The organism is Gaiella sp. (assembly GCF_035710885.1).
Taxonomy (GTDB): domain Bacteria; phylum Actinomycetota; class Thermoleophilia; order Gaiellales; family Gaiellaceae; genus Gaiella.
On sequence record NZ_DASTCS010000048.1, the window covers coordinates 98,073 to 114,693 of the forward strand.

Sequence of the window (16,621 nt, forward strand, 5' to 3'; positions counted from 1 at the left end):
GCGGCGAAGCCGAGGCCTTCAGGGATCTGCCCCGCGAAGGCGGGGATCCCCGCGGCAGGAATCCGCTCGGCGGATTCCTGCTTCGCGGGCGATGTCGACCGGCGGGACGGAAATCCGCTCGGCGGATCTCCGTCCCGCGGACTAACCGTTCAGTTCACAGCCTTCTTGAGCTGCGAGCCGGCCGAGAACTTCGGGACGTTGGCCGCGGCGATCTGCACCGGCGCGCCCGTGCGCGGGTTCACGCCCTGGCGGGCGGCGCGTCGGGTGACGTGGAACTTGCCGAAGCCGGTGAACGTGATGGAATCGCCGTTTCGGAGCGTGCTCTCGATCACGCCGAGGGCCGCGTCGACTGCGGTGCCGGCGTCCCGCTTGGTCAGGCCGGCCTTGTCGGCGACGGCATCCACGAACTCCTGCTTGGTCACGTTCGATCCTCCCTGGTCGTTGGTCTCTTGTCGAACCCCGCCCGAGCCTATAGCCCGGACGGTTTCGGCTCAACCATGCGGGTTCATCTCGTGCCTCTGCGCCGCAAGCAAGTCGCCCGCACGATAGAGCGAGGCGAGTCGCACGCCGAGCCGTGCGAGGGCGTCTGCGCCGCCCTCCTCACGATCGACGACACACACGGCATGCCGGACGACGAGCCCGGCCGTGCGAACGGCCTCCACCGCCTCGCAGAGGGCGCCGCCCGACGTGACGACGTCCTCGACGAGACACACGAGCTCGCCCGGCTCGTGCGGTCCTTCGATGCGGTTCCCGGTGCCGTATCCCTTGGTTTCACCGCGCACGATGATGAAGGGCAGCCCGGACGCCATGGCGGCCGAAGCCGCGAGCGCGACTGCCCCGAGCGCAGGCCCGGCGAGCCGGACGGAATCCGGCTCGACATCGTGGATCGCGGACGCCAGACGCTCCCCGATCTCCCGCAGGAGGACCGGGTCGGTCTCGAAGCGGTACTTGTCGAGGTACCAGCGCGACGTCTTGCCCGAGCGGAGCGTGAACTCTCCCTCGAGCAGGGCGACGTCGAGGAGTCGGTGCCCGAGCTCGTCGACGACCGTCACCGGAGCACTTTCCCGGCGATCCCCACGAGCCGCTCGCCCTCCGCCGAGCCTGCGCCCAGCTCGAGCTCGGAGCCGTCCTCCCACGCGACCGCTACGCGGCGTCCGTTCGCACGACCGCCCCGACGGGTGAGCCACAGACCGAGGACACCGGCGGCGACGAGCAGGAGGAGCTTCACCCCGCGTCACCTCGCAGGCGGCCGAGGGCGGTGCGGAGGTCGAAGGCGACGAGCCCCGCCGTCGGCTCGGGCACGGTCGTGGCCACGATCGTCCGCTCGGGGTCGCGGACCGCGACCAGCGAGCCCCGCTCGAGGTCGACGTGCACACGCTCCACGGGCGTGCCCGGGCGGATCGAGGCGGCCGCAGAGAGCAGCTCCGCCCCGGCCGCCGCGAGCTCGCGTGAGCGATCGTCGCCCGCCGCGTGAGCGGCCTCGACCTTCCCGTCGGTGCCCGTGATCACGGCTTCGACCACCTGTGTCGAGAGCCCGACGAGCTCGGAGAGAGCGGCGGAGGCGTCCATGCCGGCGCTCGAAGCTAGCAAACTGCCGGTTCATGCGAGCCATCCGGGCCACCTTCGACCGCTTCTTCACGGAGCGCGGCACCCACCTCGCCGCGATGGTCGCCTACTTCGCGCTCGCCTCCTTCGTGCCGCTGATCTTCCTCGCGCTGTCCGTGCTCGGCTTCCTCGACCAGGCCGACTCGTCGAGCGCGCTCGTCTCGTATCTCGAGGACGTCTTCCCCGACCAGTCCGTGGACTCGATCGTCAAGGTCGTGGATGCCGTGCAGAAGAACGCGGCGACCCTCTCGGTGGTCGGCGGCATCGCGTTGCTCTGGAGCTCGCTCTCGCTCTTCTCGGCGCTCGAGTCGGCCTTCAACATCCTCTACGGCCGCCCGAACCGGCCGTTCCTGCGCGGGAAGGGGCTCGCGGTCGTCTACATGAGCGGCGCGCTCGTCGTCCTGTTCGCGGGCCTGACCGTCGGGACGTTGGGCTACGACCTCCTCCGCCGCTACGCCAGCGACGTCGTCTCGAACCGGTGGGTGGCGCTCGCGCTGACCATCCTCACGTCGGGCGCTGCGGTGTTCGCCTTCCTCGTCTCCGCCTACCACCGGCTCCCGAACGCCCGCCTCACGCGGCGCGAGGTGCTGCCGGGGGCGATCGTCGGCGCCATCGTGCTCGTCGCCACCCTCCAGTCGCTGCCGCTCTTCGTCTTCCTCTCGTCGGAGGTCGTCGCCCTGCAGGCGCTCGGGACGACGTTCCTCCTCCTGGTGTGGCTCTACGTGATGGCCAACGTGATCGTCTTCGGCGCCGCGCTGAACTACGTCCTCGCCTACGGCGTCACCGGCCGGCAGGTGCAGCCCAAGCGGTCGGCCCCGCTCGCCCGGGTCCCTCCGGCGGCGTAGCGCGTAGCCGCCGGGCGCCGCGCTCACGAGACGGCGAGCGCGAGCGCAGCCGCAGCCTGCGCTCGGTGCGAATGCGTCCGCTTCCAGTCGTCTCCCAGCTGGGCGACGGTGCGGGTCTCCCCCACCGGCACGAAGATCGGGTCGAACCCGAACCCCGCGCTCCCCGCTGCCTCGCGGGCGATCGTGCCCTCGAGCGTCCCCCGGGCGACGACCTCCCCACCGTCGGGGCCGACCGCCACGACCACGCAGACGTAGCGCACGCCACGCTCCTCCTCTCCGGCGAGCGCCTCGAGCATGCGCCCGACCGGGTCGCCGGCGGCCCACCGGGCGGAGTGGACGCCCGGCGCGCCGCCGAGCGCCGTCGCCTCGATCCCCGAGTCCTCACCGGCCGCCCACGAGCCCGGCGGCGCGTGCAAACGACCCCAGCGCGCCTTGATGCGGGCGTTGTCCTCGAACGTGGCGCCGTTCTCGGGCGGCGGGTCGTCACGGCCCACGAGCGCGATCTCCCAGCCGGGCAGGGCGCGCAGCAGCTCCTCGAGCTTGTGCGGGTTGCGGGAGGCGAGGGCGAGCGTCCGGGGCGCGGTCACGGGGTCAGAGCAGCGACGGCGCCTCGCACGCGGCGCGCTGGGCGGCCTCGAGCTCGGCGATCCCGCCCGAGGCGAGGTCGAGGAGACGGTCGAGGAGCTCGCGCGAGAAGGGCTCCCGCTCGGCCGTCGCCTGCACCTCCACGAGGCGCCCGTCCGCGGCCTGCACGACGTTCATGTCGGTCTCCGCGGCGGAGTCCTCGACGTAGTCGAGGTCGAGCACGGGCTCCCCGTCGACGACGCCGACCGAGACCGCGGCAACCGACGACGGCAGCGCCTTGGTCAGCGCGAACCGGTCGAGGGCGCGGAAGGCGGCGACGTAGGCGCCGGTGATCGCCGCGCAGCGCGTCCCGCCGTCCGCCTGGAGCACGTCGCAGTCGAGCCAGAGAGTGCGCTCTCCGAGCGCCTGGAAGTCGCAGACGCTGCGGAGCGCGCGGCCGATCAGGCGCTGGATCTCGACCGTGCGGCCGTCGGGCCGCCCGCGTGAGACCGCACGCTGCGTCCGCTCCCCCGTCGAGGCGGGAAGCAGCGAGTACTCGGCCGTCATCCAGCCCTTGCCCTTCCCGCGCAGCCAGCGCGGCACCTCGTCCTCGACGGTCGCGGTGCACAGCACGACCGTCCTCCCCTGCGCGTAGAGCACCGAGCCGTGCGGCTGCTCCAGGAAGTCCGGCTGGAGGTCGAGCTCCCTCAGCTCATCGGGCCTGCGTCCGTCGTGGCGTTTCATCTCATCCCTTCGCGGTCGCGATGCGCTGTCGCGGGCGAGATATATCTCGCCCCCGCTCCGCGTGCGCCGTCAAGTGGTGCGCGTCAGGCCGCCGCGGGGGCGGCTGCGGCGAGCGTCACGTGCTCGACGTCGCGGATCGGCAGCTGCAGGAATCGCTTCCCCATCTCCCGGAAGGCGGCGGGGTCGCCGGTCGTCAGGAACCGGTACGAGCCCTCGCGGTCCTCGCCGTTCGCGATTCCCTTGCGCTCGAGCGTCTCGGCGACCTCGCGCGCCGTCTCCTCCGCCGAGAAGACGAGCGTGACGGAGCGGCCGAAGACCCGCTGGAAGACGGGTCGCAGGATCGGATAGTGCGTGCAGCCGAGGATCACCGTGTCGACCCCGGCCTCCTTGAGCGGCGCGGCGACCTCGCGCACCGCCTCCGTCGTCTCCTCGGCGAACGGGTCCGGGCCCTCGATCAGGGTGACGAGGCGCGGGCACGGGACCGCGATCACCTCGACCCCGGCGTCGTGCGCGCGGACGAGCTCCTCGTACCGCCCGCTCGCGACGGTCGCCTCCGTCGCAAGCAGCCCGACGCGGCGGTTGCGCGTCGTGAGGGCGGCCGCATGAGCCTCGGGCTCGAGCACGCCCACCACGGGGACCTCCAGCGCCCGCTGCAGGTCGGGCAGCCCCGCGGCGGTCGCCGAGTTGCACGCCACCACGACGAGCTTCACGCCCTCGCGCTCGAGATGGCGACCGACCTCGAGTGCGAAGCGCCTCACCTCTGCGAGCGGGCGGGGCCCGTACGGCAGGCGTGCGTTGTCGCCGAGATAGACCGCATCCTCGTGCGGGAGCGTGACGAGCAACTCGTGGAGGACCGTGAGACCGCCCACCCCGGAGTCGAAGACGCCGATCGGCCGTCCGTCCATCGCGCGGATGATACGGACGGCCCCAGAGCGCTCACAGGTGTGGGCTACCCTTGCCGCAGTGTCGGGGTTCTCGAGAGGGGCGCTGCTCGCCGTGCTCGCGTTCGCCGCGGCGCTGCTCGCCTCCGCGCCCGCCGGCGCGTTCTCGCGGCAGGAGGCGACGATCACCTCGGCCGACGGGACCCAGCTCGCCGCCACGCTCGCACTGCCGGACGGGCCTCCCCCTCCGGGCGGCTGGCCGGCCGTCGTCTACATGCACGGCCTCGGCGGCAACCGCGCGGGGATGCTCTCGGTCGCGCAGTCCATGGGAATCATGGGCGAGCGTTACGCCGTGCTCGCGTACGACGCGCGGGGCCACGGCGACTCGGGCGGCCTCGTGGGGATCGACGGGCCGAAGGAGATCGCCGACGTGCGGGCCGTGTTCGGCTGGCTGCGCGACCGGCCCGATGTCGCCGGCGCGCGGATCGGCGGCTGGGGCGTCTCCTACGGCGGCGGGGCCGCCTGGAACTCGCTGGCCGCCGGAGTGCCGTGGGCCGCCCTCGAGATCTCGATCTCGTGGACCGACCTCCTCCACGCGCTCGCGCCGCAGGGCCTCGCCAAGACCGGGGTGATCACCGGGTTCCTGTCCGGGCTCGACCCGAAGCGCGTCGACCCCGAGGTCGTCGCGATCCGGGACGCGGCGTTCCGGGGAGACCTCTCGGGGGTGCGGCCATTCGCGGCCGCCCGCTCCTCGATCTCCGCGCTGAAAGGCGTGAGGACCCCGGTCTTCCTGATGCAGGGCCGCCGCGACTTCGCCTTCGGCCTCGACCAGGCGAAGCGCGCGTACGCGGCCCTTGCCGGCCCGAAGAAGCTCTGGGTCGGCCTCCACGGCCATGCCCCCTCCTCGGCGGCGGCCGCGGACACCCCGGCGATGCTCAGCGAGGGAACGCGCTGGTTCGACCGTTTCCTGCGCGGCGACACCGCCGCGCAGCTCACCCGCCCCGTCGCCGTCGCGCCGGAGCGCTGGCGCGGCCGGCCGCGGCGCTTCGCCGGGCTTCCGAAGGTGGTCGTCCGCAGGCCGGTGGCGTTCGGCCACGTGACGATCCCTGCCGGGCGCAGCATCGCCCAGTCCGGCCGCTACAGCTTCCCGCTGCCCGCCAGGACGCGCGCGATGGAGGTCTTCGGCTCGCCCACCGTCGAGGTGACCGCGACGACCTCGGGCGGGTGGTCGCGCATCGTGGCCGTGCTCAGCGCGCGCACGCCCGCCGGCAGGGAGATCGTCGTCGCGGGCGGCGGCGTCCCGGCGCGGTCGGGCACGCGGACGTACCGGATCGCGCTCTCCGACCAGGCGACGTTCCTGCCCAGGGGCTCGCGCCTGACGCTGACCATCGGCTCCTCGTCACTCGCCCAGAGCGCCGGCAACCTCCTCTACCTCGACCTGCCGTTCCCGTCGACCGCCAGGCTCCGCGTCACGACGGGCAAGCTGCGGATCCCCGAGCTGTCGACCCCGATCTCCGGATGAGACGGCTGCTCGTTCTGGCTCTCGCCGCGCTCGTCACGACGGGTATCGCCGCCGCGGGGGCGCTCGAAGAGCCGGGCGTGTCGGGGACGACGGTCCTGCTCGGCGGCACCGTCCCCCTCTCCGGGGAGGCGGCGGCGTTCGGCACCGTCGGCCCGGGCGCGAAGGCCTACTTCGACTACGTCAACTCGAAGGGCGGGGTCAACGGCAGGAAGATCGAGTACCGCTACTACGACGACGCCTACAACCCGGCCCAGAGCGTGCAGCTGACGCGGCGCCTCGTCGAGCAGGACAGGGTCTTCGCGATCTTCAACGCGGTGGGCACGGCGAACAACCTCGCGATCCGCGACTACCTGAACGCGCAGAAGGTCCCGCAGCTCTTCGTCGGCGACGGCTCGCAGGCCCTCGGCGGCGCGTCTGCCCGATACCCCTGGACGGTCGGCTTCCTGCCGAGCTACCGGGGGGAGGGCGCGGTGCTGGGGCGCGACATCGCCGCCGGCCGGCCGCGGGCGAAGGTCGCGGTGCTGCTCGAGAACACGGAGCTCGGCAAGGACATGACGCGTGGCCTCTCGCGCGCGCTCGCCGGCCGGGGGCCGAGGGTGGTCGCCTCGGAGCCCTACGAGCTGACGTCGACCGACGTCGTCGCCCAGATTGCACGCCTGAAGGCGTCCGGGGCCGACACGCTGATGCTCTTCGCCACGCCGAAGTTCGTGATCCAGGCGATCGTCGCCGCGCAGAAGCTCGCCTGGAAGCCGCAGCTCTACCTCGCGTCCGTGTCGATCGAGCCGACGATCATGGCGATCGCGCGAGCCAATGCGCCCGGGCTGACCCGCGGCGCTCGAGCGATCGCGTTCGTGAAGAACCCGAGCGATCCCGTGTGGCGCAAGGATCCCACGGTCGCGCTCTACCGCTCGATCCTGAAGCGGTTCGCGCCGGGCGCGAAGCCGACGGACGTCTACCACTGGTACGGGATGACGGTCGCCTGGACGATGGTCGACACGCTGCGGCGTGCGGGGAAGAGCCTCACTCGGGCCGGCGTGCTGCGCGCGGCCAGGAGCCTGAGCACGACCGCCAACCCGTTCCTGCTGCCGGGAACCCGCCTGCGCACGTCGGCGGCAGACGCGTTCTCGGTCGACACGGTGTACCTGTACCGCTACGACAACCGGCAGTGGGTCCGCACCGCCGGGCCCTTCGCCGCGCGCTGAGCCGGGTCGCTCCAACTCGCCGCAGCCCGGCACGTCTCACCCACGAGCACTCGACGAAGAGGAGAGAGAAACGATGAGAAAGCGGACACGCACGGCCCTCGTCGCGCTCGCGGCGCTTGCCGCGCTCGCGGTCACGGCCGCCGCCACGGCGGCGTACACGACGCCGAAGCTGTCGGTGTCGTACGCGGCCGGCAACGTCACGAGGCTCGTCGCGTCAGCCGCCGTCGGGGACGATGCGACCGCGCGAGCGGCGATCGTGATCCCCAACGGAACGGCCGTCACGGCCACCGCGGCACCCGGGACGAAGGTCGGCACGGCCAGGGCGCAGGTGAGCGCGCTCCAGCTCGGAGGCGCCCTGCTTCCGCTCGCGGGCGACATCGTCGTCGCGCCTCCGGGCGCCGTCACACCGGTCGCACAGGCGCAGTGCACCCTGGGCGCGACGCCGCAGCTGACATTGCTGCTCGTACTCCAGGCGGCCGGCCAGACGATTCCACTGCCCGCCTACGTCCTCCCGACGAGCGGCGCCCAGACGGCTCTGGGCTCGGCGCAGCTCGTGTTCTGCCTCCCGCCGCCCGATCTCCCTGCTCCGGTCGGCGCCACCTTCGGCTCGAAGTTCCTCCGGGCCGACCTCACCCTGACCGGGGTCTTCGGGCCGGTCGTGCAGGGTGCCTGGGTGGCTCTCTGGACGCCGTGGAACCCCGGAGTCGGGACCGCCAACCAGGCGGCCACCGTCGCCTCGCCGGCCGCGATCGCGCCCGGCGGGATCACCCTCTCCGGCCGGAAGGTCAGAGGCGTCAAGCGCCTCACCGGGCGCGTCACGCAGGGCGGCGCCGGCGTCGCTACGCGCGTATCCATCCTGGCCGGGGCGCGGCGCATCGCCACCGTGTCCGCGAGGACGAACGGGTCGTTCACCTACGCAGTGCCGAGGAGGTCCAGGGCGACGACGTTCCGCGCGCGCGCGGTCGTCGCCGGCCGGGACGCCGCTTCCGTGTGCGGTCAGTTCTCCTCGCTGGGCGTCCCGTGCGTCAACCCGACCGTGAGCGGCTTCACCGCCACGTCCGGGACCGTCCGGATCCGCTAGCGGCGCACTCACCGAGGCCGGAAGGGGCGCCCTGCGGGGCGCCCCTTCCACTAGAACAGCCCCATGGCCGCAACCGTGCGGATCGGGACGTGCTCGTGGGCCGACGAGGGTCTCCTCAAGGCCTGGTACCCACGTGGCGTCTCGACGGCCGAGAAGCGATTGCGCTACTACGGGGAGCGGTTCGACGTCGTCGAGGTGGACTCTCCGTACTACGCGCTCCCGGACCCGGCGGTCACCGAGCGCTGGGCGCGGCGGACTCCCGACGGCTTCACGTTCCACGTGAAGGCCTCGGCCGCGATGACCTGGCACGAGGCCGAGCCGACCGACGAGGACTTCCGGCTGTTCCGTGCAGCGCTGGAGCCGCTCGAGCTGTCCGGGAAGCTCCGCGGGGTGCTCCTCCAGTACCACCCGAGGTTCAAGAAGTCGGACGAGGCGAAGGCCGAGCTCGCCCGCGCGCGCGGGCGCCTGGAGCCGCTCGTGCCGCTCGTCGAGTTCCGCCACCGCTCGTGGACCGAGGAGAACGAGCGGGCGGACACGCTGGCGTTCCTCGAGGCGAACGGGCTCGCGTTCGTCTCGCTCGACAGCCCACGCACCCGGGCGTCGAACGTGTCACCCACGATCGCCGCCTCCACGCACAGCGTTTCCTATGTGCGGTTCCACGGCCGGAACGCGCAGACGTGGAACATCCGCGGCGGGATCGCGGCCGATCGGTTCGACTGGCTGTACACGCCCGAGGAGCTGGCCGAGTGGGTCGAGCCGCTCGCCCGTCTCGCGGACGAGTCGGGCGAGGTCTACGCGATGTTCAACAACAACCGCGACGACTTCGCGCCGCGCAGCGCGCAGATCCTTCGCGGCCTGCTCGACGAGGCGGGGGTGCCGGCGTCCGGCGCGGTCGAGCCGCCGCCCACCGAGCTGACGCTGTTCTGACGCGCGCACGGGCGGTGGGCGGCGCCGGTAACGGACACGGCCCGAGCGGCCCTCTTGACAGGAATCGGTGTCTGACACCTTGTCGACTTCTGTCAGAGGGTCGGTCGAGGATCTCCCTGGAACCACCGGGCGTTCTCGTGGTTCCGTCCCTCCGCGCGGACCGAGCGGTGTCAGACACCGGGCTTTCGCCCAGGCACAGCGAGGCGGCCGATACTGTCGCGCGATGCGCGTCCTCTCCGTCGTCCACCACCCCGACGCCACGGGCGGGGGCGGGCTGTTCGAGCGCGCGATCGTCGAGCGAGGTGACCACCTCGACCGCTGGGTCGTCGCCGAGGGCGACGCGGCCCCCGACGATCCGCGGCGCTGGGACGCGATCATGGTCTTCGGCGGGGCGATGCACCCCGACCAGGACGCCGAGCATCCGTGGCTCGCGGGCGAGGTGGCGTTCATCGAGCGGGCTCTGGCGACCGGCGTGCCGACGCTCGGCGTCTGCCTCGGCGCGCAGCTCGTGGCTCGTGCACGAGGAGCGTGGGTGGGGCCGGCGGCCCGGGCCGAGGTCGGCTGGTTCCCGGTCGACCTGAACGACGAGGGGGCCGCCGATCGTGTGCTCGGGGCCCTTCCGCGCCGCGTCGACGCGTTCGAGTGGCACTACTACACCTTCGACCTCCCGGACGGAGCCGTCGAGCTCGCCGCGAGCGCAGCCGCGCGACAGGCCTACCGGCTCGGCGACCGCGCGTGGGGCATCCAGTTCCACGCCGAGGTCGACCGCCGGATGCTCGACAGCTGGTTCGTCGAGGGCGCGTCGGAGCTGCCGAAGCCGCTCGAGGAGATCGTGGCGGAGACCGACCGCTACCTCCCCGCGTGGAACGAGCAGGGCCGCGCGCTCTGCCTCGCGTTCCTCGAGGAGGCGGCGCGCGTCACGTCGTCCTACGAGGCGTGATGTGGGTCAGGGGTGCGCGGCGGGGAGGCATACGCCAAGCAGCGTGGTCGTATCCGTGCTCGCCGATACCCGAAGAGATCGGTGAGCAGCGAGACGGGCGATGCGCCGCGCGCTGGCCCCCAACCGCGCGTGCCCCTTACCCACGTCAAGCCGCCAGACGCGTCCTACGGGGGGCCGGTCTCCGCGGGCAGCGCGGGGTCGCGCGACCACTCGTGCCACGAGCCCTCGTAGTTCCGAGCCGCGTACCCCGCCGCGGCGAGCACGTGGACCGCCATCGCCGAGCGGCTCCCGGAGTGGCAGTACGCGATCACCTCGGCGCCCTCCGGCGCGCCCACGAGCGCGCGAACACCCTCTGCCCCTCCGGCCTCGAGCAGGTCGGCGAGGTCGAGGTTCCTCGCGCTGGGGATGCGCCCGGGCCGCGGGTCGCACGGCGCGACGAGAGCACCGCTGAACTCGTCGGCGTGCCTCACGTCGAGCAGGACGAGCCCCGGCTCGCCCAGCCGCCCGGCCAGCTCGCCGGTGGTGACGACGGTCATGCGGCGAGCGACGCGACTGTCTCGACCTCGGCGGCGACCGAGGGCCGCTCGCAGCACGTCTCGAGCCAGCGGACGACCGCCGGGTACTCCCGCAGCGAGACCCCCATCAGATGGCGTAGACGCAGCAGCCACGGCACGTACGCGACGTCCGCGAGCCCGAACGCCCGGCCGGTGAGAAACGGCGTCGCCCCGAGCAGGACGTCGAGCCTCGCCAGCGCCGCCGCGAGACGCTCCTCGGCGCCGGGCTCCTCCCGGCGCAGCGCGTAGTACGGCTTGCCGAGATCGTCGAAGCGGAAGACGATGAGCCGGGCGGCGGCGCGCTCGCCCGGGTCGGCGGGCAGGAGCGGCGGCTCCGGGAAGCGCTCGTCGAGGTACTCGTCGATCACGGCGGACTCCGGGAGCACCCAGCCGTCCTCCTCGAGCACCGGGACGCGCCCGTTGGGCGGGTTGTGCTCGAGCAGCCACGCCGGCCTACGCGTGAGGTCGACGGTGACGGTCTCGTACGGCACCGACTTCTCCGCGAGCACGATCCTCGTGCGCGCGCAGTACGGGCAGCGCGGGGCGTCGTAGAGCGTCAGCACGATGCTGAGGCTACCCCTCGGAGGTCGAGTAGCCGTGCAGCGCCCCCTCGAGCCCCAGCGCCTCGGCGAGAGCCGCGAGGATCACCTTCGCCGGCGGCAGGTCGGCGGGCGACACGCCGGTGCGGGCGATGTCCTTCACCCGCTGCGGGTCCGCGCCGGTCAGGCGCGCCAGGACCGTGGGGTTGGCGGCCAGCCCGATCACGTCGCCGGGCGGGAGCGGGCCGTAGAACTCCGGGATCGAGAGGTACTCGTCCACGATGCCGCCTCGGTCGAGGGCGACCATCCGCACGACCTGGTCGACCTCCAGTGAGAGCGACACCACGATCGCTCCCATGCGCGACGAGATCTCGCGCGCGAGGCGGGCGCGCGCCGTGGGATCGTGATCCGCGACCTCGTCGTACACGGTGACCCAGCCGTTGCGCGGATCCGTGATCCGGAACCCGCGCGAGCCGATCCGCGGGGCGAAGTCGCGCACTGCACGCTCGACGTCCACAACGGCGTCCGTCTGGACGTGGATCGAGGCGAACGACTCGGCGTGCCTTCCCGGCTCGAGGCGCTCTCGAAGGCCCGCCACGGGGGCGACGAGGACGACGAGGTCCTCGCTGAAGCCCCAGCGGTGGTAGACGGTCCGGGCGCCGGCGTTGGACGACCCGACCTCGAGGTCGAGGTGCTCGACGCCCTGGACGGCGAGCGCGTCCGCGACGGCGTGCACGAGCGCCGCGGCCACGCCGCTCCGCCGGGCAGGAGGCTCGACGTAGAGATCCGTCAGCCGGGCGAGCCGAGAGCCCGTACGCCGGGCCAGCGCGAACCCGACCGGGTCGCCCTGCTCGTCCTCCGCGAGGAACGCGAGGCCCGAGCCTACGATCTCGCGGATCTCCTCGAGCTCCTGCCCCGGATCGTGGTCGACGTGCGGCGGGGGTGGCACCTCGCGCTCGAACGCGCGCCAGAGCTCCTCCAGGGTCGCGGCGTCGGCGGGCGTGGCGGCGCGGACGCTCACGGGGGGATGCTACCCCGGTCTACCGCAGACGCCTCACTGGATCTATGCTTTGTGGAGCCCGGCGGCGGTCATCCCCCTCGGCCGTCGCCGGCACCTCCTCTCGAGGACGCGGCACGCGCGCTCAGGCTCGGCGTGGCGACGGCACCTCCAGGGCGCCGAGCACGTCGCGGAGGTCGTCGAACGGCTCGTAGGCGATGCCCTGCTCGTCGAGCCAGCGGGCGAGACCGGCGCGCGCGAACCGCCGCTCCGCCGCGAGCGAGACGCACCGGTCGGAGATGCCGTCCCCTACGAACGCGAACCGCCCGAGGCCGGCGACGGCCGCCCGCTTACACCGCTCCCCGCAGACCTCGCACAGGGGACCGGCGGGGAAAGCCGTCTGCCAGCCGTCCGGGTCCGGCGTGAGGTGATTCGCCGAGACACGGGCCGCGATGCCCTCCCGCTCGAGGATCGGGTCGATCAGCTCGTGGAAGCCGGCCGACACGATCAGCGGGTCGTGGGCCTCGACGAGCTCGGCGAGGCCACGTCGGATCCGCACGTGCTCGAGGAGCCAGCGCACGACGACCTCGAGCGGGGCCCGGATCGTCGCCATCTCGGCGGCGATCACCTCGTCGAGCGTCAGCCGCCGGTCCAGCTCGTCCTCGAGCGCATGGAACACCGCGAGGTCACCGAACCGCTCGATCGCCATGTGCAGGGTGTCGACTTCGGTGGCCGTCCCGTCCCAGTCGAGCACCAATGCCTGCTTCGCCAGGCGGGATTCGGCCGGAGCCGAATCTCGCGGCTCGATCCCCGCCTGCGGCGGGGCAGATCCCCGAAGGCGTCCGCTGTCGCGGACGCAACTGCCTCGCTGGTGCAGACGCGCACGATCGTCAGGCATCAGTCGGCGGGCAGCGACCAGCCGCCGTCGATCACCAGCGTCTGCCCGCGGATCATCTCGGCGTCGGGGGAGCACAGGAACGAGACGACTCCCGCGACGTCGTCCGGCGTGACAAGTCTGCCGGCCGGGTTGCCCGCACCGGAGGCGAGCATCTCCTCCCGGTTCGGGAAGTGCTCGAGCGCTTCCGTCTCCACGACGCCCGCGGAGACCGCATTGACGCGGATCCCGCGCGGGGCGAGCTCGACGGCGAGGTACCGGACGAGCGCCTCCAGCGCCGCCTTCGAAACGCCCACGAGCGTGTAGTTCGGGAGCACGCGCACCGAGCCGAGGCTGGAGAGGGCGACGACCGAGGCGCCCTGGGGCATCGCCGGCGCGGCGACGCGGACGAGCCCGAGCAGGGCGCGCGCGTTCGCGTTGAGCGTCCAGTCCCAGTGCTTGTCCTCGGTCTCGAGGGCAGGCCGGATCACCCCCGTCGCGGCGTTGTGGACGAGGACGTCGAGCGGGCCGAGCGCCTGCACCTGCTCGGCGACACGGGACGACGTGACGTTTCCCCGGACGAGGACGGGCTCCGCGCCGAGCGCGCGGATCTCCTCGGCAGCCTCCTCGGCGGCGCTGTCCGAGCGGAAGTAGCCGATCGCCACCGTCGAGGCCCCGTCGCGCGCGAGGCGAAGCGCGATCGACCTGCCGATGCCGCGCGATCCTCCGGTGACGAAGACGCGACGGCCGGCGGCGCTCACCGGCGCGGGAGCGGGGCCCACTCGGGCGCGGACGAGGGGATCGTCTCCCAGCCGATGCGCTCGCGGGACTCGGGCTCGGAGTTCTCCGCCTTGGTGGACGCGTGCCCCAGCCGGTCGAGCAGCTCGATCTTCTCCTCCGCGTAGCGGCGCACGGGATCGTCCTCGGGCAGGCCCGCGATCGTCTCGCGCACGCGGGCCCGGATCTGGTAGGCGAAGTGCGGGGTGGCGGGCCCCACCAGCGCGTCGATGTCCTCGATGGTCGGCGCCGTCATCGGGCGCGAAGCCTAACGGCGCCCCGCCTGTAGCGTCGGCCCGATGCGCCGCCTCTCGACCGTCGAGCTGATGCTGCTCACGACGATCGGGCTCTGGTCGCTCAACCTCACCGTCAGCCGGTACATCCTCACGCACGGCTTCCAGCCGCTTGCGTACGCGGCCGGCCGGTACGGCCTGGCCGTCGTCGTCATCGTCGCGCTCGCACTGACGCTGGAGCGATCGGTCCGGATCGAGTCGCGCGACCTGGGGCTGGTGGCCGCCGCGGCCGCGCTCGTCTACGTGAACCAGATCGGGTTCGTCTACGCGCTCGAGAAGTCGTCGGCCTCGGTGCTCGGGTTGATCCTCGGGGCGACCCCGATCTTCGCCGCGCTCGCCGGCCTCGTGCTCCGCACCGAGTCGCTGCCTCCGCGCTTCTGGGCGGGCGCCCTGCTCTCGTTCGGCGGCGTCGCGCTCGTGGCCCTCGGCTCCGGCGGCACGCTCTCCGGCGACCTCGGCGGGGTGCTCCTCGGCGTGCTCACCGCCGCGACGTGGGCCGGCTACTCGATGCTCGTGGTCCCGCTGATGCGCCGCTACTCGGCGACCAGGATCAGCGGCACCGTGCTCGCCGTCGCGTGGGTGCCGATCGCCCTCACCGCCGCGCCGCAGCTCTCCGACCAGGACTGGGGCCTGGGCTGGGAGGTCTGGGTGCTCTTCCTGTTCGCCACGCTCGGCCCGCTCGTGCTGACGAACGAGCTCTGGTTCAGGTCGCTCGACCGAATCGGCCCGGCCCGCGCCACGCTGGCGGCGAACCTCCAGCCCTTCCTGGCATCTGCGATCGCGGTCGTCCTGCTGTCGGAGTCGCTCGGGCCGCTGGAGCTGGCCGGTGGAGTCCTCATCGCGGCGGGCATCTTCGCCGCGCGTCGGCGAGGCGTCTCGGCGCCCCCCTCCGAGTAGCGTTCCGGCTCGTGTCGCCGCTCCGCCGCACCGCGCTCGCGTCGGTCGTCGCCGCCGTCGCGCTGATCGCGATCAAGCTGGTGACCGGCCTGGCCGCCGGGAGCCTTGGCCTCGTCGCCGAGGCCGCTCACTCGGGGACCGATCTCGTCGCCGCGCTGCTCACGTTCTTCGCCGTCGGCTGGGCGACCAAGCCCGCCGACGAGGCCCATCTCTACGGCCACGGCAAGGCCGAGCACCTGGCCGCGCTCGCGGAGGCGGCGTTCCTCGTGCTCGTCTCGTTCGTGGTCGGTGCGCTCGCCGTCGCCCGTCTCGCGGGTTGGCTGGAGCTCGACGTCGAGCCGGCCTGGTGGGCCTTCGCCGCGGCCGCGGTCGTCATCGGCATCGACCTCTCCCGGGCGCTGGTCTCGTACAGGTCGGCCCGGCGCTACGGCAGCGCGGCGCTCCTGTCGAACGCCGTCCACTTCGGCACCGACCTGCTCGGCACGCTCGCGGTCGTCGGCGGGCTCGTGGCCGCGCGCGCCGGGTTCCCGGAGGGCGACTCCATCGCCGCGCTGTTCGTCGCCTGCCTCGTCGTCCTCGCCGCAGCCAGGCTCATCCGACGGAACGTCGACGTGCTCATGGACCGCGCTCCCGCCGACGCCCTCGATGCCGCGCGCGGCGCCATCGACCGGCTCGAGCCGCCCGTCGTGGTGCGCAGGCTGCGGTTGAGGCAGGCGGGCGGCCGCACCTTCGCGGACGTCGTGATCGGCGTCTCGCCCGGGGCGGCCGTCGGCCAGGGTCACGCGGCCGCAGATCGGGTCGAAGTGGCCGTGCACGAGGCGCTCCCCGAGAGCGACGTCGTCGTCCATGTCGAGCCCGCGGGACGGGAGGCGGAGCTCCGCGAGCGGGTGCGCGCCGCCGCCATGACGGTCCCGCACGTGAGGGAGCTCCACGACCTGGCCCTGATCGACACCGGGCAGAGTCTCGAGGTGTCGCTGCACCTGAAGCTTCCGGGCGACCTCGACCTGGCCGCGGCCCACGCCAGGGCGGAGGAGGTGGAGGAGACGATCCGCCGGGACGTGCCGGAGGTGAGCGCCGTGCAGACGCACCTCGAGCCGCTCGCCGAGCGCGCCCCGGGCCGCGTGCGGACACACGACCTCGTGGGCCTCGAGCGCACGATCGCCGGGATCGGCGGGCAGCCGCCCCGCTCGCTGCGCACACTGGAGACGGCCGACGGCCTGGTCGTCCTGGTCACGCTCGCGCTGGACGGCTCGACGAGTGTCGCGGACGCCCACACGCAGGCGAGCGCCCTCTCGCGACGGATCCGCGAGGCGCTCCCCGACGTGGCCGACGTCGTCGTCCACACGGAGCCCTGAATTCTCCGCGGAATCGGGATCCGC

General features: G+C 73.0%; 21 protein-coding genes. 8 read left to right on the forward strand and 13 right to left on the reverse strand.

Going from position 1 to position 16,621, the window contains the following annotated elements; genetic code table 11:
* Positions 1–149 precede the first annotated feature (149 nt).
* The 4 genes from VFO26_RS11970 to VFO26_RS11985 all read right to left on the reverse strand — a co-directional run bounded on the left by VFO26_RS11970 (position 150) and on the right by VFO26_RS11985 (position 1,569).
* Positions 150–422 (reverse strand): HU family DNA-binding protein, encoded by a 273-nt coding sequence (locus VFO26_RS11970; protein ID WP_325115217.1) that lies wholly within the window; start codon positions 420–422, stop codon positions 150–152.
* 69 nt (positions 423–491) lie between these two features.
* Positions 492–1,052 carry an orotate phosphoribosyltransferase gene (gene pyrE / locus VFO26_RS11975; RefSeq protein WP_325115219.1) on the reverse strand — a complete coding sequence of 187 codons (561 nt, stop codon included), beginning with the start codon at positions 1,050–1,052 and terminating at the stop codon, positions 492–494.
* A complete protein-coding gene (locus tag VFO26_RS11980) occupies positions 1,049–1,228 on the reverse strand; it encodes a hypothetical protein (RefSeq protein ID WP_325115220.1) in 180 nt (59 codons plus the stop codon). The genes pyrE and VFO26_RS11980 overlap by 4 nt, the downstream gene beginning before the upstream one ends.
* Positions 1,225–1,569 carry a hypothetical protein gene (locus tag VFO26_RS11985; protein ID WP_325115221.1) on the reverse strand — a complete coding sequence of 115 codons (345 nt, stop codon included), beginning with the start codon at positions 1,567–1,569 and terminating at the stop codon, positions 1,225–1,227. The genes VFO26_RS11980 and VFO26_RS11985 overlap by 4 nt, the downstream gene beginning before the upstream one ends.
* A 32-nt stretch (positions 1,570–1,601) precedes the next feature.
* Between VFO26_RS11985 and VFO26_RS11990 the strand changes: the two genes are divergently transcribed.
* Entirely contained in the window at positions 1,602–2,450 is an 849-nt protein-coding gene (locus tag VFO26_RS11990; RefSeq protein WP_325115222.1) for a YihY/virulence factor BrkB family protein, read from the forward strand.
* A gap of 23 nt (positions 2,451–2,473) precedes the next feature.
* Here VFO26_RS11990 and VFO26_RS11995 read toward each other — a convergent pair whose 3' ends face one another.
* From VFO26_RS11995 to murI, 3 genes are all read right to left on the reverse strand, one after another.
* Positions 2,474–3,037 carry a non-canonical purine NTP pyrophosphatase gene (locus tag VFO26_RS11995; protein WP_325115223.1) on the reverse strand — a complete coding sequence of 188 codons (564 nt, stop codon included), beginning with the start codon at positions 3,035–3,037 and terminating at the stop codon, positions 2,474–2,476.
* Positions 3,038–3,041: 4 nt separating this feature from the next.
* The gene (gene rph, locus VFO26_RS12000; RefSeq protein ID WP_325115224.1) at positions 3,042–3,758 is read right to left on the reverse strand and encodes a ribonuclease PH; all 717 of its coding nucleotides are present in this window, start codon (positions 3,756–3,758) and stop codon (positions 3,042–3,044) included.
* An 83-nt stretch (positions 3,759–3,841) separates the two neighbouring features.
* Positions 3,842–4,663: a glutamate racemase gene (gene murI / locus VFO26_RS12005; RefSeq protein WP_325115225.1), complete on the reverse strand. Its 822-nt coding sequence runs from the start codon at positions 4,661–4,663 to the stop codon at positions 3,842–3,844.
* A gap of 58 nt (positions 4,664–4,721) precedes the next feature.
* Between murI and VFO26_RS12010 the strand changes: the two genes are divergently transcribed.
* From VFO26_RS12010 to VFO26_RS12030, 5 genes are all read left to right on the forward strand, one after another.
* Positions 4,722–6,161, forward strand: a complete 1,440-nt coding sequence (locus VFO26_RS12010; protein ID WP_325115226.1) for a CocE/NonD family hydrolase — start codon at positions 4,722–4,724, stop codon at positions 6,159–6,161.
* Positions 6,158–7,363, forward strand: coding sequence for an ABC transporter substrate-binding protein (locus VFO26_RS12015; protein WP_325115227.1), 1,206 nt, complete (start codon positions 6,158–6,160; stop codon positions 7,361–7,363). The genes VFO26_RS12010 and VFO26_RS12015 overlap by 4 nt, the downstream gene beginning before the upstream one ends.
* 73 nt (positions 7,364–7,436) lie before the next feature.
* Complete coding sequence (locus VFO26_RS12020; protein WP_325115228.1) at positions 7,437–8,444, forward strand: hypothetical protein; 1,008 nt, start codon at positions 7,437–7,439, stop codon at positions 8,442–8,444.
* A 63-nt stretch (positions 8,445–8,507) separates the two neighbouring features.
* A complete protein-coding gene (locus VFO26_RS12025; RefSeq protein WP_325115229.1) occupies positions 8,508–9,371 on the forward strand; it encodes a DUF72 domain-containing protein in 864 nt (287 codons plus the stop codon).
* A 223-nt stretch (positions 9,372–9,594) separates the two neighbouring features.
* A complete protein-coding gene (locus VFO26_RS12030) occupies positions 9,595–10,311 on the forward strand; it encodes a type 1 glutamine amidotransferase (protein ID WP_325115230.1) in 717 nt (238 codons plus the stop codon).
* Between the two features lie 164 nt (positions 10,312–10,475).
* Here the strand turns inward: VFO26_RS12030 and VFO26_RS12035 are convergent, their stop codons facing one another.
* The 6 genes from VFO26_RS12035 to VFO26_RS12060 all read right to left on the reverse strand — a co-directional run bounded on the left by VFO26_RS12035 (position 10,476) and on the right by VFO26_RS12060 (position 14,308).
* The gene (locus VFO26_RS12035; RefSeq protein ID WP_325115231.1) at positions 10,476–10,847 is read right to left on the reverse strand and encodes a sulfurtransferase; all 372 of its coding nucleotides are present in this window, start codon (positions 10,845–10,847) and stop codon (positions 10,476–10,478) included.
* A complete protein-coding gene (locus tag VFO26_RS12040; protein WP_325115232.1) occupies positions 10,844–11,428 on the reverse strand; it encodes a glutathione S-transferase family protein in 585 nt (194 codons plus the stop codon). The genes VFO26_RS12035 and VFO26_RS12040 overlap by 4 nt, the downstream gene beginning before the upstream one ends.
* A 10-nt stretch (positions 11,429–11,438) precedes the next feature.
* Positions 11,439–12,425, reverse strand: a complete 987-nt coding sequence (locus VFO26_RS12045) for a GNAT family N-acetyltransferase (protein WP_325115233.1) — start codon at positions 12,423–12,425, stop codon at positions 11,439–11,441.
* A gap of 121 nt (positions 12,426–12,546) precedes the next feature.
* Positions 12,547–13,155: a haloacid dehalogenase-like hydrolase gene (locus tag VFO26_RS12050; protein WP_325115234.1), complete on the reverse strand. Its 609-nt coding sequence runs from the start codon at positions 13,153–13,155 to the stop codon at positions 12,547–12,549.
* A 143-nt stretch (positions 13,156–13,298) separates the two neighbouring features.
* Positions 13,299–14,036: an SDR family oxidoreductase gene (locus VFO26_RS12055; protein WP_325115235.1), complete on the reverse strand. Its 738-nt coding sequence runs from the start codon at positions 14,034–14,036 to the stop codon at positions 13,299–13,301.
* Positions 14,033–14,308 carry a hypothetical protein gene (locus VFO26_RS12060; protein ID WP_325115236.1) on the reverse strand — a complete coding sequence of 92 codons (276 nt, stop codon included), beginning with the start codon at positions 14,306–14,308 and terminating at the stop codon, positions 14,033–14,035. Before VFO26_RS12060 ends, VFO26_RS12055 begins: the two co-directional genes overlap by 4 nt.
* Positions 14,309–14,351: 43 nt before the next feature.
* On the opposite strand from VFO26_RS12060, the gene VFO26_RS12065 reads away from it, so the two are divergent.
* Positions 14,352–15,242 carry a DMT family transporter gene (locus VFO26_RS12065; protein WP_325115237.1) on the forward strand — a complete coding sequence of 297 codons (891 nt, stop codon included), beginning with the start codon at positions 14,352–14,354 and terminating at the stop codon, positions 15,240–15,242.
* A gap of 11 nt (positions 15,243–15,253) precedes the next feature.
* Positions 15,254–16,597, forward strand: coding sequence for a cation diffusion facilitator family transporter (locus tag VFO26_RS12070; RefSeq protein WP_325115239.1), 1,344 nt, complete (start codon positions 15,254–15,256; stop codon positions 16,595–16,597).
* The last annotated feature ends 24 nt before the right edge of the window (positions 16,598–16,621 follow it).